This window comes from Endozoicomonas montiporae CL-33, assembly GCF_001583435.1.
Taxonomy (GTDB): domain Bacteria; phylum Pseudomonadota; class Gammaproteobacteria; order Pseudomonadales; family Endozoicomonadaceae; genus Endozoicomonas_A; species Endozoicomonas_A montiporae.
On record NZ_CP013251.1, the window covers coordinates 4,686,365 to 4,711,372 of the forward strand.

The following is a 25,008-nucleotide window of genomic DNA, read 5'->3' on the forward strand; positions in this document are numbered from 1 at the left end:
ATTATACCAATTCCGCCTTCTAAATATGATCGTGAGCAAGCCATTCTGGGTCGCGGGACAAGGCGGAATGACGAGTAATAGCGAGCTATTGCGAGGAGTTCCAACGCAGCTCCCGTGATTCAGAATGGCTGTGCAATTCATGTTTAGAAAGGGGAATTGGTATTATTACCCTGACAATTCAGTGTGTCATCACAGACATGAATGCGCTTGTGCATATCAACGGTCGTACCAATGGAAATATACCCATCGCCTTTGAAGATAAGGTGAGGGGGTGGAGGTGGGGGGAAGGGGTGGGGGGAAGGGGTGGGGGGAAGGGGTGGGTGGTTGCCTGTTGAGATTTTGGTGTTTGCCTTCACAATCACTTCAGGCGTATTTGCCTTGACTCTGGTCAAAATATGGTAGTGGGCCAGAACTGTTATATCGCGTGAATATTGACCCCAAACTCAACTTTATTAATCAATAATCCAATAACAATATCGTGCATCTTTTCGAGCTTTGAAAAACAAATTGTCTTTCTGGCCAACCGTTTAATCCAAGTCCGAAAATTAAGGTTTTTACGCTCTATCTTCTGAGTGTTTGCTTTACCAATAATATGCATGTTTTCATCAAGGTGTCGCTCATAGGCTCCCCAATCATCGGTGTAAAATTTATTAATACCAAATGGCTTCAGAAGTGTTTTGAGTTCTTTAAAAACTTCATCTTTCCGTTTTCCGAAAACATAAGCAAGCACGGTATTTGTAGCGTGATCAACAGCATACCAAAGCCAGCGTTGGTTCGATTTATCATGAACATACGACCACTGCTCATCTAGCTCAGCCTCTTGGCAGACAAGCCCTACATGAATAATTGCATCTGACTTGAGATCAATAGTTTGAATATTTGGGTTGACCTTTACCAGACCGCTTTCTTTTTTTTTAGAGTCTTTATTACTGTTGTCTTGCTTATTCCGAGTACTTTACTTGTATCCCTGATTCCGCTGCCATTTATTGCCATATCGATGATTTTTTCTTTAACGCCAGGCTCACAGGCCTTGTAGCGATATTCAAGCATGAAGGTTTTGATTTCACATTTGTCATTACAGCAATAGTATCGTGGAACATCATGAGTGCTGTATCCGAAAGGCCGAACTTGGTTACTGCCACATGTTGTACAGAGGACTTGCGTAAGGCACATTTTTAAACCGCATTTTTCAAAGTTGCCGAATGTCGTATTTTAGCAGACAGGGCTAGAATCACAGAACTGTGCCACTACCCAAAATATTTCTTGCTCAATATTCAATTCGATCTATATTCATTGTGCGCTAATGAGTGAACCCGAGCACTTAATATTCCCATCGTCCACACGGGATATGCTCGACACGAACTTTACTGCTGCCTGCTGTCATAGCAAAGAAAGAACACGTAGCCAGTATTATTGACCAGGTTGCGTAGAGAGATTTCAATGCATCTTTACAGCTCATTCATAGCACTTACCCTTTTCCTGCTAGCTATGGTGGCTGTGCAGCTCTGCTATTCCTCAACCATCATTGACCGGCATCATACCGATGGGTACAAGGTTCGGATTGAAATCAATGTTGATACAGACTCTCGGGATGTGAGTCTGTGGCAAGTGAGTCTGCTGCTCCCGAAAGATTTCAATGACAGAAGCAGCATTCTTTGCTTTAAGGCACCCGTGGTGCCAGCGGATTCGGAGAGTATCGCAATATTGGTGTCGAACGACCTGAGCAACTATTGCTATCAGCTAGTGATCGTGAAAGGTGAACAAACACCAGCCACTCAACATGTCGTTGAAAATAGTACACTGGTTCACTTGAAATCCATGACGGAAGTGAGGCCGGATCCTGTTTTCTCACCCTATGCCAGAGACAATGAACCCCGTGCTCCACCAATAACCTTCCTGGTCTACCCCGACAATGTGACTAACCACGGGCTGGAAGCCGGACAAACCCGAAATAACACACTGGCATTCACAGGAGGCAAACCCGCTGGTACCTCCGGCTTGTCCGGTGGCGAGGGTGGGGGTTCCTTCTACTCGCCTCCCCCACCACCCCGGGGAGGTGGTGGGGGACGGCCCTCGGGATTATTCGAAATAGACCTGATTATCCTGAAACCTGTCACCAAATGGCTGATGTCCATAAGCAAGGATTCTGTCTTGTTTGAGGAACAGCCTTCTCCGGCACTTCTCAGAATTACACGCGTTAATGCTGACGGATCTTCCAGCGAAGTCACCATACCCTTTGGCTGGTCTGGCTTCATCAACACTGAACAACTGACCGATGTTAATTTCTGGGATATTATCCTTCGGCATGCCACCAACTCTTGTCTGACTGGCGAAAACCTTCAGCGACAACCTGCCTGTTTAAAACTATCTCTTGAGCGCACGATTCTGAAGACAAATCATGGTAGTGGCCGAAAGGCCGCCAATGGGAAGGGAGAACCATCCGGTAGCGCAGCAGATACACCAGATAATGGATCAAAGGGCGGAAATGTCTGCAATCAAACAGAGGAAAGAGGTGAACCTGAAGGTCAGGAGGGCGAACCACCGGGAAGGGGCAGCGGGGACGGAAATGATGGCAGCGGGGACGGAAATGATGGAAAGGACAACGACAACGAACAGGCAAGTCAACAAAATACGAAGACTCGGGACACCCAGCTACTGGCGAACCAACTTGTGGCCATCATTGAAAGCGACGAGCCCAACGCCGTTTCCAAGCTAAGGCACATACTGGACAGCCTAGACATGCTTTTGCGTTTGCAGGTACTGAACACTGCAGGCATGGATAGCAATGGTAATAATGTTACTCCCGTAAAGGCGATACTGCGCCTGCAACGCTCTGACGACGAGAATTCATTGCGCAACGGGCTTATCCAGCAGCTGATAGAAGCAACGAGCAAGCAACCAGCGGTTTCGAGTGATCAGGATATTTCCGAACTCCAACAGATAACTCAATCTGACCAATTGCTGCCCGAAGCTGTCAGACACAAACTATCAATTTCGCGTGAGATTGTTCTGGATATAATCCATAAGATAAACCAGCCCGGTCAGAAGCTGCCTTTAGGAGACTTTGAAAAACGTTGCTTTGCTGAATACTTCATTCAATTGCTCCTGTACAATTCAAGCCCAATTGAATCTATTCGTGAAAGGTTAGAGGAAATATCAAATTTAGCCATACGCCATAATATTCTGTTTAGTGCAACATCATTTACACTTCCCACCACCACTTTTGCAGATGCTTCTACAAAATTTCAACCGCGACTGTCTTTTTTTGATGAATTACAAGAATTTTTAAATCAGCTGTCAGACCAGATGCAATTTTACCTTCCACTGGAGGAAGGGCCTGAAGCTAATACCGCAGCTACAAGGCGGGCTGCCGAACACAAGGAAACGACAGAAACAGCGTCCACCGACAAACCCGACGAACCAGTTACCAGCAATGCTGATATCGAACGGGGAGCAACGGGATATACGACTGTGGATCCGCATCAACCCACCATAAAACAGATATGGCACAGTAGTCATTCCTCCAACAAAGAAAGTGATATTACCACGGATAAGATTCAAAAAACGCTTAATACAATTCTTAATTGTATTGATGCAAAATTACGTGCTGACTATTTTTTCGAGTTATTCGTAGCTCTGAAAAATATACCCAATCTCCTCGACTTACGGCTTGGTAATCGCCCTAGCCTGAACCAGAAAATAGATGCACTGACCGATGAGAAATACCGTCAGAGCATCAAAGCTTCCTTTAGAATTGCTACTTCCAAAGAACTGGTTACTTCCAAAGAAGTTACTGAAAATAGCCAAGGAGCCTCTGTATCACCAAACTATGAACACCTTGAAATAGCAGTGCCTCACAATGGAAATAGATCCACCGGCTCCATCCATCCAGAAGCCATTAGGAAAGCCGTTAGGGATGCAGTTAGGGGATTACAGAACCATCATCCCCGCGAAGGTGGGAATCCACCACAAACAGTGGGTTCCCGCCTTCGCGGGGATGCGGCACAAGACAAACCCAGAGGATTATATCCAGATTTTGTACGTAGACATTCGGTTTTTGCTTGCGACTCCTATTCCTATGATGAACACTCTTGTAACTCTACTCAAGCGTGGACTGATATCCAGATTAGTGATTTAAGTAGTCAATTGGATGCAGTGAGACGTGAAAGCCAAAGCTTGGAACAAGGAATCACAAACCTGCGATTGCTAGCCAGAAATGACGGTCAGGACGTTGCAATTACAGCGTTATGGAATAAGTTGTGTTCAGTGAATTGTGAGAATCATCTCTTGGAGCAAGAGATCATAAGCCTGCCATTGAATCAAGCCATAGCTGGTGACCAGACTACAGAGATTGAAACGTTAAGGATACGCTTGAATCTGGTAAATATTCATAACCAACGCCTGAATCAAGAAATCACAGGCCTGCAATTAGCAATCGTAACGGAGAATGAAGAGTATGCTCGTCAACAGTCCGAAGACCGACAATTTGCAATCGGAATGCAGCATGAATACGACCGAATGCAACGTGAATACGACCAACAGATGCGAAGAAACGACACTTATGCAACAAGCGATTATGCAACAAGCAATGGTGGAGAAAATGGTCCGTCACACTCATCTCGGCTGACTGCAACTCAAACCCAACCGCAACGGAGGTGTGAACACTATAACAGGAAATGCCATGTAAGTTTTTCCTGTTGTGGACGGTTTTACGCCTGCCATAGGTGTCATAATGACAGTCCTTATTGTGAAAACGATGATCGGAAGGCTTTAGATGCATTAAATTACAGATGCTCTGTCTGCTTTTATGAGTGTGAAATTACGGAGAACTCACAGAAATGCGGACTTTGCTACGCAAAAATGGCGAACTATTTCTGCAAAACATGCAAACATTACACCGATTCGGATAAAAATCCGTACCACTGCGAAAAATGCGGCATTTGCCGAATAAACAAAGGTAAATCCTTTCACTGTGATGTTTGCAATGTCTGTCTGGATAACAGGTTAAAGGACAATCACAAATGTCGGCCCGGCTCAGGGCACGATGAGTGCGGCATCTGTCTGGAAGATGCCTTCTCTGGTTGCCAGATACTGCCCTGCTCCCACAAGGTTCATAAAGAATGTGTCATTGCGATGATTCAACACGGGATAAGAACCTGTCCTGTTTGCAGGCAGCCTCTTTACCCACCACAGGAAGGTCATGGTCAGGATCAGTAAGATCAAGGTCAAAATCAGGATGATCGAAGGTCAGGGCAACAATACCATCCAGGCTGACTAGGAGGCTGTCCGAGAATAGTCTGCCCTACCGGCAACTGCTCCTGCGTTGCCCTAGCTCCGGCATCCATGCCGTCGTGCGGTAGTAGTAAATTGGTCTAAAAATCCGATTTTGTTCGTCAAATAGCTCGCTATTCTCCTCTCAAAACCGAATTTTTATCCTCAATTTTCTACGATACTCGCTACGGGCGCTATTCTCGGACAGCCTCCTAGTTCTGAGAGAAATAACAGGGGGCATCCCCCACCCTCATCTGCTCATCCAGTTGCAAAGCCACTGTTTCAAGATTAACAGTGCTGACCGTACCTTCAAGAAAAGCCTGCACCTGTAAAATCAGTGGTTGGAAAAACGCTTCGCTGACCTGACCCGGCTCCAGAATATCCAGATCGGCTTCACAGACGCCTTTCCGGTTCCGGGTTCGACCTAACTGTTTTTCCAGCGCTTTACACCAGCGATGCAATTCGGAAAGTGATAAGGACGCTTCGAAGCTAACGACAGCATTCAGATAGTTCGGAGCATCCACACCGCAGGCCGGAGTACGAACCACACTACTGACACAGACAGACTGAAAAGTAGAACAGACAGCCCGAATCATGGCCGCGCAGTTCTGCACGGCTTTCTCATTAGAACCAATACCAACAAAATATCGGGTCATAACTGGTCCATCAGTTTCTGAACATCCATCTGCTCGCGGGTGCGTTCGCACCATACCGTTGCCAAAGCACCTTTCAGGGCTTTGGGTTTGCGAATCAACGCTCCGACTTTCTCCACAGGAAAGTTATCCAGCACCAGCTGAATGATGCCTCCCGCCAGTGCTTCAAGCAGGGCATAACGGGAAGCTTCGGTAAACTCGCGCACCCTGTTGCTGATCACTTCATAGTCAAGGGCATCGTTCAGGTCATCACTGCGAAATGCGTTGGTAAAGTCCGACTCCAGTTCGAGGTCAATAATCAGTGGCTGCGGAGCTTCATGCTCAAACTCGTAAACACCAATAATTGCCTCGGTTTCCAGTTGTTCGATACGAACCTTATCCATTACCTGAACCTTTCAAACAGAAAAGCAGGATTATACTGCATTCCATGCATTTATGAATTCACCGTGCTTGCGACAGTGTTCTACAAACTTTTTATCTTCTCCGTTCATGTGTTTGCGCCACCACTGGCTTAAAAATCGCAGAGCCCGAATCGCACCCTCGGGAGTGGCTTGTTCGTATAAAATTTGACGGGCATTTTCCAGCAGGGTCTGGTGCATTTTCCTGTGTTCATCAAGCTGCTCATAACCCGTCTGAAGCATCATTTCTTCCTGTGTTGCAAAATGCAAAAGCGCAAATTGCTCAACCATTTTCATAACAGGTTTAAGAAACTCGTCGCCCCTGTCCTGACCAATGAAGTAATAAAGAGTATTAATCATCGACACCATACTGCGGTATTGCTCATCAATAACCGGTATGCCAGTGGCTTCGTCTTCATCCCAAACTATATACAGTGCATTATCCAATCTCCCCCTCCTTGTGCTCCAGCGCCTCTTTCGACACTTAGGAGTACAACTCTTTTGCAACAACTGTCGATGACAGGAATCAGCTGCCTGGTTATTAAGCAATCGTCCTGATTTTATTTATCCATCGACCACTAATTTACATAAAACCCTAACAATTTCAAGATATTGCAGACACATAAAACCAGCCACGAGGGCTGGTTCATCTGCAACTGACAGCGGGTTTACACCGCATCAAGTTCTTCCATCGGCCAGCGCGGTTGCGGAGCCACCTCAAGGGGTTCAAGCTGACCTGCCAACAATCTCTGACAACCGGCATAGGCTATCATGGCACCGTTATCGGTACAGAACTGCGGGCGGGCATAACGCAGTGTTGCTCCCTCTTTCGCCACCATTGCTTCCAGCCCCTCACGAAGACGCCGGTTGGCGCTGACACCACCGGCAATCACCAGCTGCTTCAGGCCGGTTTCACGTAAAGCACGCCGACATTTAAAGGAGAGTGTGTCTACCACTGCTTCTTCAAACGCTCTGGCAACATCGGCCCGATCCTGATCGGTAAAATCGCCATGTTCTTCACGACATTTTGCCACGGTGTTCAGCGTAAACGTTTTCAAGCCACTAAAGCTGAAGTCCAACCCGGGACGATCACACATCGGACGGGGGAAACGGAAACGCTCCTGCGTACCCTGCTCTGCCAGTTTGGAGACTTTAGGCCCGCCCGGATAACCCAGATCCAGCATGGCAGCCACTTTATCAAACGCTTCGCCCGCCGCATCATCGACAGATTCACCCAACAGCCGGTACTGACCAATACCACCCACATGCACCAGCTGGGTATGCCCGCCGGACACCAACAATGCCAGAAACGGAAATTCCGGAGGGTTCTCTTCCAGCATCGGTGCCAGAAGATGGCCTTCCATATGATGCACACCGACACAAGGAACGCCCCACGCCCAGGCCAGAGAACGACCAATACAAGCCCCCACCATCAAAGCACCAATCAAACCGGGGCCCCGGGTATACGCTACGGCTTCAATATCGTCACGCTGCATACCTGCCTGACTCAGCACTTCATTGATTAAAGGCAGAACGCGCTGAATATGATCACGGGACGCAAGTTCCGGTACAACACCGCCGTACTCGGTGTGCATCTCAATCTGGCTGTACAGTGCATCGGCCAACAGACCTTTTTCACTGTCGTAAAGAGCAATGCCGGTTTCATCGCAGGAGGTCTCGATTCCGAGAACAACCATAGCCAACTCCTGAAAATATGAATTCTATAAAATGGTCGGGAGTTTACCACCAATCAGGTCTTTAGGCTGTTAGCGAACAAAAGACAGAGGAATTGCTTCAGGATTTATACCCACCAAACCAGGCAATTTTGAACAACCTACAGACCTGCTATCGCATTTTCACCGACCAGAAAGGCTAATTCTGCACTTCTGACGGTGGTTTCCCAGCATCTGCCACCAAGTGTCAGCCGATACAGCAAATGACCGCTTTTTTGCATTTTCCGGCGATTGGCTATAAAATTCGCACCCTTTTAAAATACGCGGCTAATCCAGTGACTGGTATGATTATCAGACACTGAATTTTTGCGGACCGGATTTCGCTTCATGCAGTTTTATAAAACTGTATTCAGAAGCACCATTGCTGCTGTATCATGCCGGGCTGCAAACTTCTATTGAATCAACGAATATTTAGGAAGGTGAGCTCTGCATGCCTGCTGTTAAAGTTAAAGAAAATGAACCGTTTGACGTAGCCCTGCGCCGCTTCAAGCGCTCTTGCGAAAAAGCTGGTGTACTGGCTGAAGTACGTCGTCGTGAACACTACGAGAAGCCGACTTCTGTTCGTAAGCGCAAAGCTGCTGCTGCCGTTAAGCGTCATCTTAAAAAACTGCAGCGCGAACAGCGTCGTCGCGAGCGTCTGTATTAAGATCGTAACGATCTGATACTCGCTTCAATGACAAGACGATTCAGCACTGGCTTTCAGAGGCGCTTTTATGGCGATCAATGAGAGTTAGAATCTGAGCACCTGACAGGCTGAATGCCTGTTTGTGGATTTATACACAGGAGAACACCATGAGCGAATGCACAGTCAAGGACCAGCTGACTTCAGCAATGAAAGAAGCCATGCGCAATCGTGAAAAGGCTCGCCTGTCCACTATCCGCTTGGCTCTGGCAGAATTGAAACGAATTGAAGTAGACGAAAAGTCGCTGGACGACACCCGTGCCCTTGCAGCTCTGGACAAAATGGCCAAGCAACGCCGCGATGCCATTACCCAGTTCAAGTCTGCGGGGCGCACGGATCTCGCTGAACAGGAACAGTTTGAACTGACCGTCATTCAGGACTTTCTGCCTGAACCACTCTCCCCTGAAGACATCGACCAGATTGTCCGTGATGCCATTGCCCAAAGCGGTGCAGAAGGCATGAAAGATATGGGCAAAGTCATGGGTCTGGTGAAACCACAGGTTCAGGGTCGTGCCGATATGGCGCAAATCAGCCAGTCGGTTAAAAAACTGCTGGGCTGACTCCCGCAACCCTGCGATACTACTTCAATCACTGGTGACGTCTTTCACAGAGCACCAGTGCTGCAACAGTTCCCTGTATATTGGCAACTGTGACATCCGTTTTTAACCACTATTTCAGGTACACCCTCGGTTTACATGGCTGGACGCATTCCACAGACATTTATTGACGACCTGCTGGCCAGAGTCGATATCGTCGATGTGATTGACAGTCGGGTCAAGCTGAAGAAAACCGGTCGCAATTACTCGGCCTGCTGCCCGTTCCACAAAGAAAAGACCCCCTCTTTTTCCGTCAGCCCTGACAAACAGTTCTATTACTGCTTTGGCTGCGGTGCCAGCGGCAACGCCATTGGCTTTGTGATGGATTTTGATCATCTCGACTTTCCGGCGGCTGTTGACAACCTCGCCGGCACTCAGGGCATGGAAGTCCCCAGAGAACAGAGCAGCCAACATAGCCGTCGCCCGGACTACTCCGAGCTGTATGAGTTGATGATCCGTGCTTCAGAGTATTATCAGGAACAACTGAAAACAGCCCCTGACGCCCCAAGAGTCATTAATTACCTCAAACAACGCGGACTCGATGGTCAGACTTGCAAACAGTTTGGTATTGGCTTTGCGCCCCCGGGCTGGGACAACCTGCAGAATCTTCTGGCCACCAGTGACGAGAAAGAACAGCAGCTGATTAACACCGGCATGCTGGTTGAAAACGAAGAAAGCAAAAACCGCTACGACCGTTTCCGCGATCGGGTCATGTTTCCCATTCGCGACAGCCGGGGACGCATCATTGCCTTTGGCGGACGCGTTCTGGGCGATGCAAAGCCAAAGTACCTAAATTCACCCGAGTCGCCCATTTTCCATAAAGGCAGGGAACTTTATGGCCTTTACGAGGCCAAAAAGAGCAATCGTTCTCTGGAGCGCATTCTGGTGGTGGAAGGGTACATGGATGTAGTGGCACTGTCGCAACTGGGCATCAACAATGCCGTCGCCACCCTGGGCACCGCCACAACGCTGGAACACATGCAGCGACTGTTCAAAACGGTTCCCGAAGTCGTGTTCTGTTTTGACGGCGACGATGCCGGACGACGGGCAGCATGGCGCGCACTGGAATCCACACTGCCCAACATGCAGGACGGCCGACAGGCACGCTTTCTGTTTCTCCCTCAGGGCGAAGATCCGGACAGCATGGTTCGACAGGAAGGTTCCGAGCAGTTTCTCCAGCGGATTCAGGATCAGGCATTAAGTCTGGACACCTTTCTCTTCAGAGAACTGGAAGATGGTCTGGATTTACAAACCATGGATGGCAGGGCTCGACTGACCAAACTGGCTGAACCCTATCTGGGCAAACTGCCAGATGGCATATTCAGGCAGTTACTGTTGCAGAAACTCTCGGGACTCACCGGACTGGAGACATCCAGACTGGAAGCTCATATGAGCAGCGAACCTGAGGCAAAACCTGCGACCGATCATACGACTCAGGACAAGCATCACAGTCAGTTCGAGTCATATAATCATGCAGGGCATAGCTACACGGAACACTACACGGAACACTATCCGGATATGCATGTCAGTGGCTACCCTGATCATTACCCAGATAGCCATCATGATAACTATACGACAGATTCGTTTAGTTATTCACAATCGATGAAACAGGGTGCATACAACCCTCATAAGTCAAAAGGTTTTTTTGACAAAAGGGCAAAAAACTTTAATCCTGTTTTAGAGAAAACACAGATAAAAGTCGGGCGTTCACTCTATGCCATACGACATTTACTGTGTAATCCACAGCTCGCGGCCGATGTAAAATGTGTTGATACACTGGCAGAGGACAACGATGCCGATACTGAATTACTCGTTGAGCTATTAAAAACACTGAAACAACAACCCAAACTGGCCACCAGCGCATTAATTGCCCAGTGGTATGGCACAGAAAAGGGTAAACGACTACAGCAGGTTGCCACTCTGGAACTTGGGCATGAGCCTGACGACGGAGAGTTCTGGGAAGCGATCAAACGCATTTCAGACAAAGTGGCAGACCTGAAACACCAGCAGGCTTCAAACAAGATTTCAAGCACGCTGGCGAATAGAAAACCAAACCAATTGGACGAAAGACAACGCAGCGAAATCGAAGAGTGGCTGAAAAATCATAAAGCACGTCTTGGTATTAGCACCACTGGCGCGTCCCAGGATAAAACGAAAGTATCAAAAAAATAACTGCACACATACCATTATTGGGTATACTTGAAGTTCACTGTGTGCAGTGGATACAACGTTATAGAGTTATAGACCACTATCTGATAAATCCGGTCTAACAACACCAGGGATGGGGGAACTGTGTCATGTTTGACCATGGCTTATCTGGAAATGGAAAGCACGCCGGTACCTCGCCCAGCGAAAATTGAGCACTTGTTCACGGAGCACCTACAGGCTTCTGCTGGAACTTGCCTTGATTTTTGAGCTATAATTGCCTGCTTACGTTTTTTCGTCCGGCACTTCATTTTTTCGCTGTTATTTCGCTGTTAAAGGGTTGATATGTCAGCTAATTCGCAACAACAATCCCGACTGAAAGAGCTTATCTCTCGCGGTAAGGAACAGGGCTACCTGACTTATGCAGAGGTAAACGACCATCTGCCGGAAGACATTTCTGATCCGGATCAGGTCGAAGACATCATCCGCATGATTAACGACATGGGTATTACGGTCTACGAAACAGCGCCGGACGCCGATACCCTGTTGATGGCAGAAGCCGAAACTGACGAAGCGGCCGTAGAAGAAGCAGCGGCTGCTCTTGCTGCTGTGGAGCAGGAAGCTGGTCGAACCACCGACCCGGTACGTATGTACATGCGTGAAATGGGTACTGTAGAACTTCTCACCCGTGAAGGCGAAATCCAGATCGCCAAGCGTATTGAAGAAGGTCTGCGCGAAGTCATGTCGGCTCTGTCTCAGTTCCCGGGTTCCGTACAAATCGTTCTTGATGAATACGATCGCATCAACGAAGAAGAAGGTCGCCTGACCGACCTGATCAGTGGCTACATCGACCCTGATTCCGACGTGACGCCACCACCGGCAGCACCGATTCCCAGCGTTGAAGAAATGCAGGAAGACTTCGACGATGATGAAAACGAAGATGACGAGGACGATGAAGAACCGGGCGGTCTGGACCCGGAAGAAGCCCGCGAACGCTTTGAAGCATTGCAGGTCAAGCATGAGCAGATGATCAACGTTCTGGCCGAGCATGAACGTGGCACACAAGCTGCGAAGCAGGCTCTGACCGAGCTGGCTGAACCGTTCATGCCACTGAAGCTGGTTCCGCGTATATTCGACATGCTGGTGTTCCGCATTCGCAACACGCTGGAAAACATCCGCAGCAATGAACGCGCCATCATGCAATTGTGTGTACGCCGTTCCAAAATGCCGCGCAAGATCTTCCTGAAGACCTTCCCTGGTAACGAAACCAATCTGGAATGGGTTGAGCAGATCACTGCCGGCAGCGCCGCTTACTCAGAAAACATCATAGCCTATCGCGATGAAATCATTCGCGCCCAGAAAAAACTGGCTTCGATCGAGAAGGATTACGGCATCACGCTTAACCAGATCAAAGACATCAACCGCAAGATGTCTCTGGGTGAAGCCCGCGCCCGTCGCGCCAAGAAAGAGATGGTTGAGGCCAACCTGCGTCTGGTGATTTCTATTGCCAAGAAATACACCAACCGTGGCCTGCAATTCCTGGACCTGATTCAGGAAGGTAACATCGGCCTGATGAAAGCCGTAGACAAGTTCGAATACCGTCGTGGTTACAAGTTCTCCACGTACGCTACCTGGTGGATTCGCCAGGCGATCACCCGCTCTATTGCCGACCAGGCTCGTACGATCCGTATTCCGGTACACATGATCGAGACCATCAACAAACTGAACCGCATCTCCCGTCAGATGCTTCAGGAAATGGGTCGCGAACCAACGCCGGAAGAACTGGCCGTGCGCATGGAAATGCCGGAAGACAAGATCCGCAAGGTTCTGAAGATTTCCAAAGAGCCTATTTCCATGGAAACGCCGATTGGTGACGATGAAGATTCCCACCTGGGTGACTTTATCGAAGATGCGACCATCCAGTCGCCCATCGATCGAGCTACAGGTTCCGGCCTGAAAGAGTCTACCCGCCAGGTACTCTCCGGGCTGACTGCCCGTGAGGCAAAAGTCCTGCGTATGCGTTTCGGTATCGACATGAACACCGACCACACTCTGGAAGAAGTGGGTAAGCAGTTCGACGTTACCCGCGAACGTATCCGTCAGATCGAAGCCAAGGCTCTGCGCAAGCTGCGCCATCCTACCCGCTCCGATCACCTGCGCAGCTTCCTGGACGAATAAGTTCCGGAAGATAAGGCGTTAACAAAAAGCTGCAAGACCTGAAAAGGTGTTGCAGCTTTTTTTATGCGCCATCGTTGATGCACCTTTTTCCTGCATCAGTCAAAAAGCCTCATTCATTTAACGACGATGGTCTGGCATCATAAGCACAAAGGAAACCCGAACAACAAAAAGTCTCTGTAATGGATTACAGACAGAGGTTAACCATGACAAGTAACACCCCCCTGATTATTATGACGTTCTTCGTCTATCTGGCCATCATGCTGCTGATTGGCGGCTGGGCATGGAAACGCACCAAAGACTCCTCCGACTATTTTCTGGGTGGCAGAACCCTTGGCCCATGGCCTGCTGCTCTCAGCGCCGGTGCCTCTGACATGAGTGGCTGGTTACTCCTAGGACTGCCCGGCTACGCGTTTGCTTCCGGTGTAGAAGCCTTCTGGCTGGCAGGCGGACTGTTTGCGGGCACCTGGCTAAACTGGCTGTTTGTTGCCAGACGCTTACGTTCCTATTCTCAAATAGCCGGCAACGCTCTGACACTGCCCGAGTTTTTCAGAAATCGTTTCCGTGACAACTCTCGTTCATTACAGGTTGTCTCTGCCTTCTTTATTTTGCTGTTCTTTCTGTTCTACACCAGCTCCGGTCTGGTTGCAGGCGGAAAACTGTTTGAAACCGTGTTTGACCTGAACTATCGCTGGGCCGTGATTATCGGCACTGCCTGCATTATCTCCTATACACTGTTTGGCGGCTTTATTGCGGTTTCCTGGACGGACCTGATTCAGGGCTTATTAATGGCCGCAGCACTGCTACTGGTTCCGGTGGTCGCCCTTCAGACAACAGGCGACACATCAATGACCAGTCAGCTTAAGGATCTGAACCCTGAGCTGCTGAACCCGTTTACAGCTGCAGACGGCTCAGCTCTCGGGTTCATTGCCATTATCTCTCTGGCAGCCTGGGGGTTGGGATATTTTGGTCAGCCACACATACTGGCTCGCTTCGCAGGTATTCGTTCAACAGCAGATATTCCTACAGCTCGCCGCATTGCCGTCGGCTGGTCTGGCATTTCCATGCTGGGTGCCATTATGGTTGGCCTGACCGGCCTGCTGTTCCTCAACGATAGCAATACTACTCTGGGCGATGGCGAAACGATCTTTATGGTGCTGGTCAACGCCCTGTTCCACCCAATGATCGCTGGCATACTTCTGGCCGCGATACTCGCAGCCATTATGAGCACTGCCGACTCCCAGCTACTGGTTTCTTCCTCCGCACTGGCGGAAGACTTCTATAAAGCGGTTCTTCGTCCTGACGCCAGCTCGGCTGAAGTTCTGATGGTCGGACGCCTTGCCGTAGTCATCATTGCACTGATCGCCCTGTCACTGGCCATGGTGCCAGACAGCTCGGTACTGGATCTGGTGTCCTATGCCTGGGCAGGCTTTGGTGCTGCCTTTGGCCCTGTACTGATCATGAGTCTGTTCTGGTCACGAATGAACCGTAATGGTGCTCTGGCAGGTATTATCATTGGCGGAGTCACCGTGGTTATCTGGAAACAGCTCAGTGGCGGATGGTTTGACCTGTATGAGATTGTGCCCGGCATGGCGTTTGGCTTTGTCGGCATCTACTTCACCAGCCTGTTGAGCGCACCTCCTTCTGAAGACATCACTACCGAGTTCAATGAAGCTCAATCTGCCTGATAAGGTCTGACGGCTTTTCCCTGCCCCTCGGGGAAAAGCCCTTCCGTTTCAGCTGATCGTTCGATTCAAAGTAAAGCCACTGCGTAGAAATTTATCCCGTTTCGATAAATAAAATCAGCCTTTTATACGACATATGACTTTTATTTAAGTTAATTAATGAAGTAAATATCCGGACATACGATTAATAAAACGCAATTTTAATAACGACTATTTCTAACAAAAACCATTCAATATCATCTTTTCTTACAATAACTTACTATTGATAACTACTTAGTTAAATAGCACCGAAAATATTGATCCACATCAATAGCGTATGGGTTAAAATTCAAAGGAATTTCATCTTGTTTGCTGTAATATTCGCGCTCCAAAGAATTAACCTGAGTACGTTTCCGAAGGTTTATGCGCCGGTCAGCTAATCATTTCGATTTCGACAAGTGCGTGAAACTTCCAAAACCGTTCTCGGGCCCTTTTTATCCGGGTTTTAGCTACAGATTTGCATAACACCTTGTTTGTACAGGGTTTTGTTCGCACAACCTGTTCATACAATACTCTGTAGCTACCCAGCTTCCCTCAAACGGAGATAAATGCAGTGAGAAAGACCAAGATAGTTTGTACTATCGGACCAAAGTCTGAATCCAGGGAAATGCTGACCAAGCTGGTTGACTGTGGCATGAATGTGATGAGACTTAACTTCTCTCACGGCAACTTTGAAGAGCACGGTGACCGCATCAACACTATTCGTCAGGTGAGCGCGGAAACAGGTAAAAAAGTTGCCATCCTGCTGGACACCAAAGGTCCTGAAATCCGCACTGTAAAGCTGCAGGGCGGTAATGACGTGATGCTGACCGCCGGTCAGGAATTCACTCTGACCACCGACGCCAGCGTTATCGGCGACAACACCAAAGTAGCTGTGACCTACAAAGGTCTGTGTGAAGACCTGAAGCCGGACAACACCGTTCTGCTGGACGACGGTCTGATCGAAATGACCGTTAAGGAAGTTAAAGGCACCGAAATCCTGTGCGACGTTAAAAACAGCGGCGAACTGGGTGAGAACAAAGGTGTTAACCTGCCAGGCGTCAGCGTTCAACTGCCAGCACTGTCTGAAAAAGACAAGGCCGACCTGGTATTCGGTTGCGAGCAGGGCGTTGACTTTGTCGCTGCTTCCTTCATCCGGAAGGCTTCCGACGTTCAGGAAATCCGTGAACTGCTGGACTCCAACGGCGGCGAAAACATCCACATCATCTCCAAGATCGAAAACCAGGAAGGCGTAGACAACTTCGACGACATCCTGTCTGTTTCTGACGGCATCATGGTAGCCCGTGGCGACCTGGGTGTAGAAATTCCGGTTGATCAGGTGATCTTTGCCCAGAAGATGATGATCGGCAAGTGTAACAAAGCGCGTAAGCCGGTTATCACTGCCACCCAGATGCTGGACTCCATGATCAAAAACCCACGTCCTACCCGTGCAGAAGCCGGTGACGTGGCAAACGCGATTCTGGACGGCACCGACGCTGTTATGCTGTCTGGTGAAAGTGCCAAGGGTAAATACCCGGCTGAATCCGTTAGCGTGATGTCCACCATCTGTGAAAGCACTGATGGCACCATCGAGTCCAAGGTTGAAGGCTACGATCTGGAAATCGAAGAACGTCGCAGCATCACACAGGCCGTTTGCCGTGGTGCCGTTAAAACGTCCGAAACTCTGGAAGCCAAGCTGATTATCGTTGCGACCAAGAAAGGTAAATCTGCTCGCTCCGTTCGCAAGTTCTTCCCGGATGCTCCAATTCTGGCAGTGACCAGCTCCCAGAAGACTGCACAGCAGCTGTGCCTGACCAAAGGTGTTACCACCACGATTGTTGAAGGACTGGACAGCTCTGATCAGTTCTATAAGCTGGGTAAGGATATGGCTGTTGAAATGGGTCTGGCTAAAGCGGGCGATACGGTTGTTATGGTATCCGGCGCTCTGGTTCCTTCCGGCACCACCAACACCTCTTCTGTTCACATCATCGACTAATACTGTCGTTTACGTGTGACACCGTCCCGTATTGCAACAATACGGGACTCTTCCCTTCTCCTTTTCTCTTTATTCTTCCACTCCCCAAACTGATCAAAATACACCCGCCTTTTATTACTACGCAAACAGGTTAGTGCAAATATCAAGCTCTCAATCACGGGCAACTTACTATTTCAGAGCTAAACTCGTACATTTTTCACAAAAAATTATCATTAGTACTCACTTTATTGATCGAAGTCGGCTTTTTGATGCGTCAATACTGGCATATTAAAGCCATGTCAACGTCGTTTAGTTTTTGACACAGGTTATTCATGGAGTGTTGTTGGTATGAAATTAATTGAACTGAAAGAAGCCAAGCTCAGATTCAGCCTGGGCGAGATCAGAGGTGGTGCAAAAGTAGAGCACTATCCGACTCAAAAAGGTTTCTGCCTGCACCTGCTGGATTCAGAACAGACTCATACCCCGTACACCGTTCGCTCTCAGCGTGACCGTCGAATGCCCAAGCATTATTCCACTCTGGAAGCGGTAACCAACGAACTGAAAAACATTGGCATTGAAACCTTTACTGTTGACCTGACCAAAAAGCCGGAGCCGCGTATCGAACGATAAACTGAGACGTACCCTAGCAAATCTATGGCTTGGACCTATCTGCAAAAGAAAAGTCATAGTTACCCATAGGAACTATCCACATAAAAAAACAGGAGCCTGAGCTCCTGTTTTTTTATGGTTAACGATCAGCGAGGATCAGGACTGCTGCTCTTTAGCGCGAGCCACTTCCTTGATACTCAGCTTGATGCGGCCACGGGAATCGATATCCAGTACAACCACTTCAACCTGCTGACCCATCTGCAGATAGTCAGACACTTTCTCAACACGCTCGTCAGCAATCTGGGAAATGTGCACCAGACCATCACGACCCGGCAGCACGCTAACAAACGCACCAAAGTCTACGATACGGGTCACTTCACCAGTATAGATCTGACCAACTTCTGCATCAGCAGTGATGCCGTAAACGCGATCGTAAGCAGCCTGAGCCTTTTCCTTGTCGTCTGCAAAGATCTTCACCATACCACTGTCGTCGATATCAACAGAAGCACCGGTGTCTTCACAGATAGAACGGATAGTCGCACCGCCTTTACCGATAACATCGCGAATCTTGTCCGTATCGATCTTCAGGGACATAGTCATCGGTGCGTTTTCGTTCAGCTCGGAACGGCTTTCGCTGATGACTTTGTTCATCTCATCCAGAATGTGCAGGCGCGCATCGCATGCCTGATCCAGCGCGATTTCCATGATCTCTTCGGTGATACCGGCAATCTTGATATCCATCTGCAGGGCAGTGATACCTTCAGAAGTACCGGCTACTTTAAAGTCCATGTCACCCAGATGGTCTTCATCACCCAGAATGTCAGTCAGAACGGCAAATTGTTCGCCTTCCTTAACCAGACCCATAGCGATACCAGCGACTGGCGCCTTCAGAGGCACACCCGCGTCCATCAGAGCCAGGGAAGAACCACAGACGGAAGCCATGGAGCTGGAACCGTTGGATTCAGTGATTTCGGATACGACACGAACAGTGTACGGGAATTCGTCCTGAGTCGGCAGCATAGCCTGAACACCACGACGAGCCAGACGACCGTGACCAATTTCACGACGACCCGGTGCACCCATACGACCACACTCACCAACAGAGTAAGCAGGGAAGTTGTAGTGCAGCATGAACGGATCTTTGGTTTCGCCTTCCAGACTGTCGATAATCTGCGCGTCACGGGCAGTACCCAGAGTGGTTGTAACCAGCGCCTGAGTTTCACCACGGGTGAACAAAGCAGAACCGTGAGTCTTAGGCAGAACACCGATTTCTACGTTGATTGGGCGAACAGTCTTGGTATCACGACCATCAATACGTGGCTGTCCATTGATGATGTTGCCGCGAACAACGTTTTTCTCCAGCTTGGAGAAGGCTTTCTCAACATCACCCGCTTCGAACTGACCTTCTTCTTCACCGACCAGAGCTTCTAACACTTCCTGCTTCAGGGTGCCAACAGCTGCATAGCGATCCTGCTTGATGGTGATCTGATACGCTTCGCGCATCTTGCCTTCAAACGCAGACATTTTTTCTTTCAGTTCAACATTTTCAGCTTCAGCAGCCCAATCCCAAACAGGCTTGCCCGCTTCAGCAGCAAAGGCTTCTACAGCACTGATGACAGATTGGTATTCTTCATGAGCAAACAACACCGCGCCCAGCATTTCGTCTTCAGTCAGCTCTTCGGCTTCAGACTCAACCATCAGTACAGCGTCTTTGGTACCTGCAACCACCATGTCCAGCTCGGAGGTTTCCAGCTCAGCGTAACTTGGGTTCAGGATGTAACCTTTCTCTTCGTTGAAACCAACGCGGGCACCACCAATGGGTCCCTGGAAAGGAATACCGGAAATAGCCAGCGCTGCAGAGCAAGCCACCATCGCCAGAATGTCCGGATCGTTTTTCTTATCCACAGATACAACGGTCAGAACCACCTGAACTTCATTCATGAAGCCTTTAGGGAACAGCGGACGAATAGGACGGTCGATCAGGCGGGAGGTCAGGGTTTCTTTTTCACTAGGACGGCTTTCACGCTTCAGGAAACCGCCAGGAATTTTACCCGCAGCATAGGTCTTTTCCTGATAGTGCACGGACAGAGGGAAGAAGTCCTGTCCGGGCTTGGCCTCTTTAGCGCCCACAACAGTGGCCAGAACAGACGTTTCACCCATAGTCGCCAGAACCGCACCAGATGCCTGACGGGCAATGCGGCCTGTTTCCAGAGTGATAGTCTGGTCACCGAATGTAAAAGTTTTGGTTACCGGAGTCACAATGTTTTCCTTTAGTAAAACCCCGACCATCTGTGGCTGTCACGAGACACGGATGCAATTCAAAACCTTCTGGCCCAAAGCCACCCAGTAAAGTGCTATCTGGTTAAAAAAACCCAGAGAGACTTGGAATTGCACCCCGATTTGACAGCAAAATAAGGTCAGGGCTGGATAGAGAGCCTCAACAGCTCTTTTTCATACAGATACACAAAATCCAGTACCTGCTCAACGCAAAACACCGCCAACCTCACAATGGAAGCTAGCGGTGCTCTGACTGTGGAAGCCTTGCCCAGCAAGGGCTGGAACAACACTTCCTGTTCTGCTGGCGATTTCAACAGAAACCACCAGAGCTAATCCCGAAGGCTATTAGCGACGCAGACCCAGACGTTCGATCAGGCTGCGGTAGCGCTCAACGTCCTTACGCTTCAGGTAGTCCAGCATGCTGCGACGCTGGTTTACCATGCGGATCAGGCCACGACGGGAATGGTGATCCTTGTGGTTAGCTTTGAAGTGAGACTGCAAACCTTCGATGTTAGCAGTCAGCAGGGCTACCTGAACTTCAGGACAACCGCTGTCACCTTCAGAGCGACCGAATTCCTTGATGATTTCAGCTTTCTTTTCAACAGTCAAAGCCATGATAAAGTCTCCATAGAATATGCTTAAACATAAAGCGGGTACGACCGTGCATATTTACAGCCGACCTTGTAGCCAGCGCGCCTCTATACCCTTGCAGGCAGTAGTATGGCAGCACTGGCAAAATCAAGCGCGCATTCTAACACTAAGGCTGGTAATTATCCAAATCAGGGCATGCCGACACCCCTTCACTCTGAACAGGCACGGTCTGTCATCCAATCTGACTTTATCCCCAAAGCAGTTGCAGCTGGCATCAAATATTGGTAGCGTGCTGCCGGTTTCAATACCCTGAATTTCTTATGCATCATTACGCCATCCTTGCCAACCCCGGCCACAATCGCATCTATTTTGATACTGCACTGACAATCGCCAGCAACGAAATTCGTGCGATTACCCAGGCAAAAGATATAGAAATCAACGACGTTGGCGAACGCGACCTTAACCTGCCTGCCTGCATCTGCTTCAGCACAGAAGAACCACTGGGCAGCAAGGCACTGAAAGCCCTGTCGGCTTCTTCTATCTACTACGCCATTTTTGGAGTTCTTGAACAGGGCTTGCTCAAGCCGCTGACGGTCGAGCCTTTTCAAACCTTTCCGGAAAGCCTGAACCAGATTCTCAAGTACACCGGCAAAACCAATGAACAGTTCACCCGCATGATGGTGAATCTGGCCCTGAGTGCCTGCAAAACCGGCAGCGATCAGATTACCCTGCTTGACCCTATGTGCGGCAAAGGTACAACGCTGTTTGAAGGCATGGTTCGCGGTTTCAGCGTGGTTGGCGTAGAAATCAATGACAAATGGACCCGGGAAATTCAGGCTTACCTGATTAACTATCTGAAGAAAGGCCGCTATAAGCACACAAAGGCCAAAGAACGACGCACTCACAACGGCAAGCGCCTGTCCGACGGCTTTACTCTGGAAACCGCTGCCAGCAAAGAAGACTTCAGCAATGGCAAAATCCAGACACTGAAAGTATTTCCTGCCGATACCCGAAAAACCCAGTTTCTGGTGAAAAAGAACTCCTGCGACATTCTGGTATCCGACCTTCCTTATGGTGTTCAACACGGCAGCAAAAATGCCAAAGACCCCAAACTGGATCGCAGCCCTGTAGAGCTGTTAAAAGAAGCTGCACCGGCATGGAAGCAGGCCATGAAACCCAAGGGCGCCCTGGTGATCTCCTTCAATGAATTCACTTTGAAGTGGAAAGACGCTGCTGAAGCATTAACAGAAGCCGGATTCAAAGTACTTGAGGCAGTCCCTTACACAAATTATTTGCATCGGGTTGATCAGTCGATTAATCGCAACCTTATTGTCGCCACCCGTTGAAGACTTCGAACTAAAAACTCTATGCGCTGTCAAATCTATTTCTACTAAAAAACAGAGGTCAGCAGCGCATGTTTAATAAAGTAAAAAAGAAAATTTTCTTAATAATACTAATCACCATTAAGATATCATTTGCTTTTGCCCATGATGAGGTTATTGAGCAAAAATTATGGGCAATATACGATCAAGACGCAGTCTTAAAAGGCTACCTATTCGGCACAGTCCACATTCCTGTTGAATCCAGCCAGCTTTTTAATAGCTACCCCAACCTAAAAAAAATTATTGCCGAAGTGGACTCCGTTGCATTTGAAAGCCCTCATATAGCATCTGATTCGCTGCCAGAAGAAGCTCCCAGGCCATATAAATTTAACTGTTCATTAGGGCTTGGCTCTTTTCTCACGCCTGTTGAACTCAAAATCATACAGCAACAATTAGCTTCCACTTATGGCCCACTATCTGAAGAAGCTCGATATAGTCACTGCTTGATGCACGGCTCACTACAAAGAAGTATCAACTTTCAAAGTAACGCAACAAGCCCCTCCAATCTGAAGATCATTGACGAGATTATTCGTCTTCAAGCAATAAAAAAAGACAAGAATCTCATCTATCTTGAAACATTCGAAGCATCTGAACTGACAAACAATCTCGACATACACTTTAAGAGAATAAAAGTTGCTAACTGGCTACATGAGAATAAATTTAATTTTAATCCTGAAGAAGAAAGCACAGAGAATGAGTTAAGGCATGATTTGTCACTTATGGCTGACTGTTATCTAAATGCTAACCAGTGCAACGTATTCAACCTTTACAAGTCATTAACTTTACTATCAAATCAAGATGACTGGGCCGTAATTGGCGAAAGCGAAGCCGATAATAAACTCTACATAGCCTACCGAAATTACTGCTGGCTCCCCTCAATTATCAAGCAGTTGAAAAAAGGCAAAACACTATTTGCTGTAGGGCTACGACACCTTAGAGAAAAAAATAATTTAATCAATTTGCTTACAGACAAAGGATATATATTAAAGCCCATTGAGCACTAAAAATTCAGCGTCAAATTCAGCGTCAAAAAGGCATGACCAGAGCTAATATCTCTAGGAGCCTGTCGGACTTACCACTGACCTACTGCGAGGATCGTAGAAAATTGAGGATAAAAATTCGGTTTTGAGAGGAGAATAGCGAGCTATTTGACGAACAAAAGCGGATTTTTAGACCAATTTACTACGACCGCAGTAGGGCAGACTATTCTCGGACAGCCTCCTGGTCACGCATGAATCATTTTTTCCTGACAGGCACTACTTTGTACCAATTAAACGCTTCGGAGCTACCAGCCCGTCGTCGTCAATCTGCCCAACACCAAGAAAGCGGAAACTCTCTTCGCCAGACTCGGATATTTCCTGCCCATATAAACGAACACCGCCGCTTGTGGGTGCCTGAGGCACCTGAACCGGCTGCCCCTGGGTTATATAGAAGCTACTGGTTTGCCCCAGACGCACCTGCGGCCAGTCGCTGACAGAAGTATCCAGCGGCAACAGCAATTCGTCCAGAGCTGAATGACCACCACCATCACGCACCGCTTCCAGTGCTTCCAGAGTATGCATACTCTCTTCAGTGTAAGGACCAGCCGCTACGCGGTGCAGTTCAATGACATGCGCCAGACAACCCAGAGCCTCACCAATATCTTCCGCCAGTGTGCGAATGTAAGTACCCTTGCTGCAGTCCACTTCCAGCGTGATGCTGTCGCCATTAAACGCCAGCATATCGAGGCGGTGAATGGTGATACGACGACTTGGGCGATCCACCACAATACCCTGACGCGCCAGCTTGTACAGAGGCTCGCCATTGTGTTTCAGGGCAGAGAACATGCTCGGCACCTGATCAATTTCACCACGAAACTGTTCCAGAATCGCTTCCACATCCGATTGAGTAACAGTTACCGGACGCTCTTCAACAATCTCGCCTTCCAGATCACCGGTTTCGGTGCGGGCACCCAACTTAACCACGGTGCGATAAGACTTGTCGGAATCCAGCAGGAACTGGGAGAACTTGGTCGCTTCACCCAGGCAGATTGGCAATACGCCAGTCGCCAGAGGATCAAGACTACCGGTATGACCCGCTTTGGCGGCTCCGTAAAGGCGCTTAACACGTTGCAGTACGTCGTTAGAGCTGGCGCCTTTTTCCTTGTTTACGACAACAATGCCATCGACCGGGCGGCCACGGCTACGTCTGCGTCTGGACATTTCGATCTTACTCCTCGGACTCACCACGATCCGCTACATCACTATTGAGCGGACCTTCATAATCACTGTCCTGAGAACGCGCCTTTTCGATCAGGTCACTCAGGAAAGCACCACGACGCATACTGGCGTCATAGCGGAAACGCAACTGCGGAGTAAAACGCAGTTTAATGGTGCGCGCCAGCTGGCTGCGCAAAAACCCTGAAGCTCGCTTCAACACTTCCAGAGATTCATCAATCTGTTCCTGGTCATCCACGCCCAGAAAAGACACAAACACGTCAGCAAAGGCCAGATCACGTGTCACGTCCACAGCACTGACGGTTACCATACCCAATCGCGGGTCTTTCATTTCCTGCTGAATCAGCTGCGCCAGTTCTCGTTGAATCTGGTCAGCGACCCGCTGGGTTCGACTGTATTCTTTTGCCATACATCATTCCGTCTGATACCAATTGCACTTTCTAAATCCCTGTTGCGCTGCTTATATAACTGCTCATTACGGGTTTAAAAAGCTTAACTGGTATGAAATCGATCAGAGACCTGTGTCGTTTACAAAAGTCCTGATATGACAAAGCCCGCGGTCGAAACCACGGGCTTTTTTATTACGCCAGACCAGCCAGCTG

At 48.7% G+C, this 25,008-nt stretch carries 20 protein-coding genes; 10 read left to right on the plus strand and 10 right to left on the minus strand.

All coding sequences use genetic code 11. The features are described from left to right. Positions 1 to 415: 415 nt before the first annotated feature. Positions 416 to 1,173 (minus strand): IS1 family transposase gene (locus EZMO1_RS28335; protein ID WP_420809906.1). Its coding sequence is split into 2 segments (ribosomal slippage): positions 416 to 906 and positions 906 to 1,173, totalling 759 coding nucleotides; the frame shifts between segments, so codons are not numbered across the junction. A 267-nt stretch (positions 1,174 to 1,440) separates the two neighbouring features. Here EZMO1_RS28335 and EZMO1_RS21630 point away from each other — a divergent pair. Further along, on the plus strand, positions 1,441 to 5,217 hold the full coding sequence (locus tag EZMO1_RS21630; protein WP_034878305.1) for an RING finger domain-containing protein: 3,777 nt from the start codon (positions 1,441 to 1,443) through the stop codon (positions 5,215 to 5,217). A gap of 266 nt (positions 5,218 to 5,483) precedes the next feature. On the opposite strand, the gene EZMO1_RS21635 is transcribed toward EZMO1_RS21630, so the two are convergent. The 4 genes from EZMO1_RS21635 to tsaD form a co-directional block, all read right to left on the minus strand. Beyond that, positions 5,484 to 5,927: a 2-amino-4-hydroxy-6-hydroxymethyldihydropteridine diphosphokinase gene (locus tag EZMO1_RS21635; RefSeq protein WP_034878307.1), complete on the minus strand. Its 444-nt coding sequence runs from the start codon at positions 5,925 to 5,927 to the stop codon at positions 5,484 to 5,486. Then, positions 5,924 to 6,307: a dihydroneopterin aldolase gene (gene folB / locus EZMO1_RS21640; RefSeq protein WP_034878308.1), complete on the minus strand. Its 384-nt coding sequence runs from the start codon at positions 6,305 to 6,307 to the stop codon at positions 5,924 to 5,926. Before folB ends, EZMO1_RS21635 begins: the two co-directional genes overlap by 4 nt. A gap of 30 nt (positions 6,308 to 6,337) precedes the next feature. Next, positions 6,338 to 6,769, minus strand: coding sequence for a bacteriohemerythrin (locus EZMO1_RS21645; RefSeq protein ID WP_034878309.1), 432 nt, complete (start codon positions 6,767 to 6,769; stop codon positions 6,338 to 6,340). 221 nt (positions 6,770 to 6,990) lie between these two features. Beyond that, positions 6,991 to 8,019 (minus strand): tRNA (adenosine(37)-N6)-threonylcarbamoyltransferase complex transferase subunit TsaD, encoded by a 1,029-nt coding sequence (gene tsaD / locus EZMO1_RS21650; protein ID WP_034878311.1) that lies wholly within the window; start codon positions 8,017 to 8,019, stop codon positions 6,991 to 6,993. Positions 8,020 to 8,485: 466 nt separating this feature from the next. Here tsaD and rpsU point away from each other — a divergent pair, with 466 nt between their 5' ends. The 7 genes from rpsU to EZMO1_RS21685 all read left to right on the plus strand — a co-directional run bounded on the left by rpsU (position 8,486) and on the right by EZMO1_RS21685 (position 17,961). Further along, a complete protein-coding gene (gene rpsU / locus EZMO1_RS21655) occupies positions 8,486 to 8,701 on the plus strand; it encodes a 30S ribosomal protein S21 (RefSeq protein ID WP_034839300.1) in 216 nt (71 codons plus the stop codon). Between the two features lie 146 nt (positions 8,702 to 8,847). Then, a complete protein-coding gene (locus EZMO1_RS21660; protein WP_034878313.1) occupies positions 8,848 to 9,297 on the plus strand; it encodes a GatB/YqeY domain-containing protein in 450 nt (149 codons plus the stop codon). 135 nt (positions 9,298 to 9,432) lie between these two features. Next, positions 9,433 to 11,505 (plus strand): DNA primase, encoded by a 2,073-nt coding sequence (dnaG, locus tag EZMO1_RS21665; RefSeq protein ID WP_034878314.1) that lies wholly within the window; start codon positions 9,433 to 9,435, stop codon positions 11,503 to 11,505. Positions 11,506 to 11,823: 318 nt separating this feature from the next. Further along, positions 11,824 to 13,656 (plus strand): RNA polymerase sigma factor RpoD, encoded by a 1,833-nt coding sequence (gene rpoD / locus EZMO1_RS21670; protein ID WP_034878316.1) that lies wholly within the window; start codon positions 11,824 to 11,826, stop codon positions 13,654 to 13,656. Between the two features lie 203 nt (positions 13,657 to 13,859). Then, positions 13,860 to 15,341, plus strand: coding sequence for a sodium/proline symporter PutP (putP, locus tag EZMO1_RS21675; protein WP_034878318.1), 1,482 nt, complete (start codon positions 13,860 to 13,862; stop codon positions 15,339 to 15,341). Positions 15,342 to 15,930: 589 nt separating this feature from the next. Then, positions 15,931 to 17,352 (plus strand): pyruvate kinase PykF, encoded by a 1,422-nt coding sequence (gene pykF / locus EZMO1_RS21680; protein WP_034878319.1) that lies wholly within the window; start codon positions 15,931 to 15,933, stop codon positions 17,350 to 17,352. Between the two features lie 327 nt (positions 17,353 to 17,679). After that, positions 17,680 to 17,961, plus strand: a complete 282-nt coding sequence (locus EZMO1_RS21685; RefSeq protein ID WP_034878321.1) for a hypothetical protein — start codon at positions 17,680 to 17,682, stop codon at positions 17,959 to 17,961. Positions 17,962 to 18,096: 135 nt separating this feature from the next. Here EZMO1_RS21685 and pnp read toward each other — a convergent pair whose 3' ends face one another. From pnp to rpsO, 3 genes are all read right to left on the minus strand, one after another. Then, the gene (gene pnp / locus EZMO1_RS21690; RefSeq protein WP_034878820.1) at positions 18,097 to 20,199 is read right to left on the minus strand and encodes a polyribonucleotide nucleotidyltransferase; all 2,103 of its coding nucleotides are present in this window, start codon (positions 20,197 to 20,199) and stop codon (positions 18,097 to 18,099) included. A 158-nt stretch (positions 20,200 to 20,357) separates the two neighbouring features. Beyond that, positions 20,358 to 20,531, minus strand: coding sequence for a hypothetical protein (locus tag EZMO1_RS27075; protein ID WP_160174107.1), 174 nt, complete (start codon positions 20,529 to 20,531; stop codon positions 20,358 to 20,360). Between the two features lie 31 nt (positions 20,532 to 20,562). After that, positions 20,563 to 20,832, minus strand: coding sequence for a 30S ribosomal protein S15 (rpsO, locus tag EZMO1_RS21695; RefSeq protein WP_034878324.1), 270 nt, complete (start codon positions 20,830 to 20,832; stop codon positions 20,563 to 20,565). A gap of 296 nt (positions 20,833 to 21,128) precedes the next feature. Between rpsO and EZMO1_RS21700 the strand changes: the two genes are divergently transcribed. Both EZMO1_RS21700 and EZMO1_RS21705 read left to right on the plus strand, forming a co-directional pair. Then, the gene (locus EZMO1_RS21700; protein ID WP_034878326.1) at positions 21,129 to 22,154 is read left to right on the plus strand and encodes a TRM11 family SAM-dependent methyltransferase; all 1,026 of its coding nucleotides are present in this window, start codon (positions 21,129 to 21,131) and stop codon (positions 22,152 to 22,154) included. Positions 22,155 to 22,222: 68 nt separating this feature from the next. After that, positions 22,223 to 23,194: a TraB/GumN family protein gene (locus EZMO1_RS21705; RefSeq protein WP_034878328.1), complete on the plus strand. Its 972-nt coding sequence runs from the start codon at positions 22,223 to 22,225 to the stop codon at positions 23,192 to 23,194. Between the two features lie 252 nt (positions 23,195 to 23,446). Here EZMO1_RS21705 and truB read toward each other — a convergent pair whose 3' ends face one another. Both truB and rbfA read right to left on the minus strand, forming a co-directional pair. After that, positions 23,447 to 24,391 carry a tRNA pseudouridine(55) synthase TruB gene (truB, locus tag EZMO1_RS21710; RefSeq protein WP_034878329.1) on the minus strand — a complete coding sequence of 315 codons (945 nt, stop codon included), beginning with the start codon at positions 24,389 to 24,391 and terminating at the stop codon, positions 23,447 to 23,449. 7 nt (positions 24,392 to 24,398) lie between these two features. Further along, entirely contained in the window at positions 24,399 to 24,815 is a 417-nt protein-coding gene (gene rbfA, locus EZMO1_RS21715) for a 30S ribosome-binding factor RbfA (protein WP_034878331.1), read from the minus strand. Positions 24,816 to 25,008: the final 193 nt, after the last annotated feature.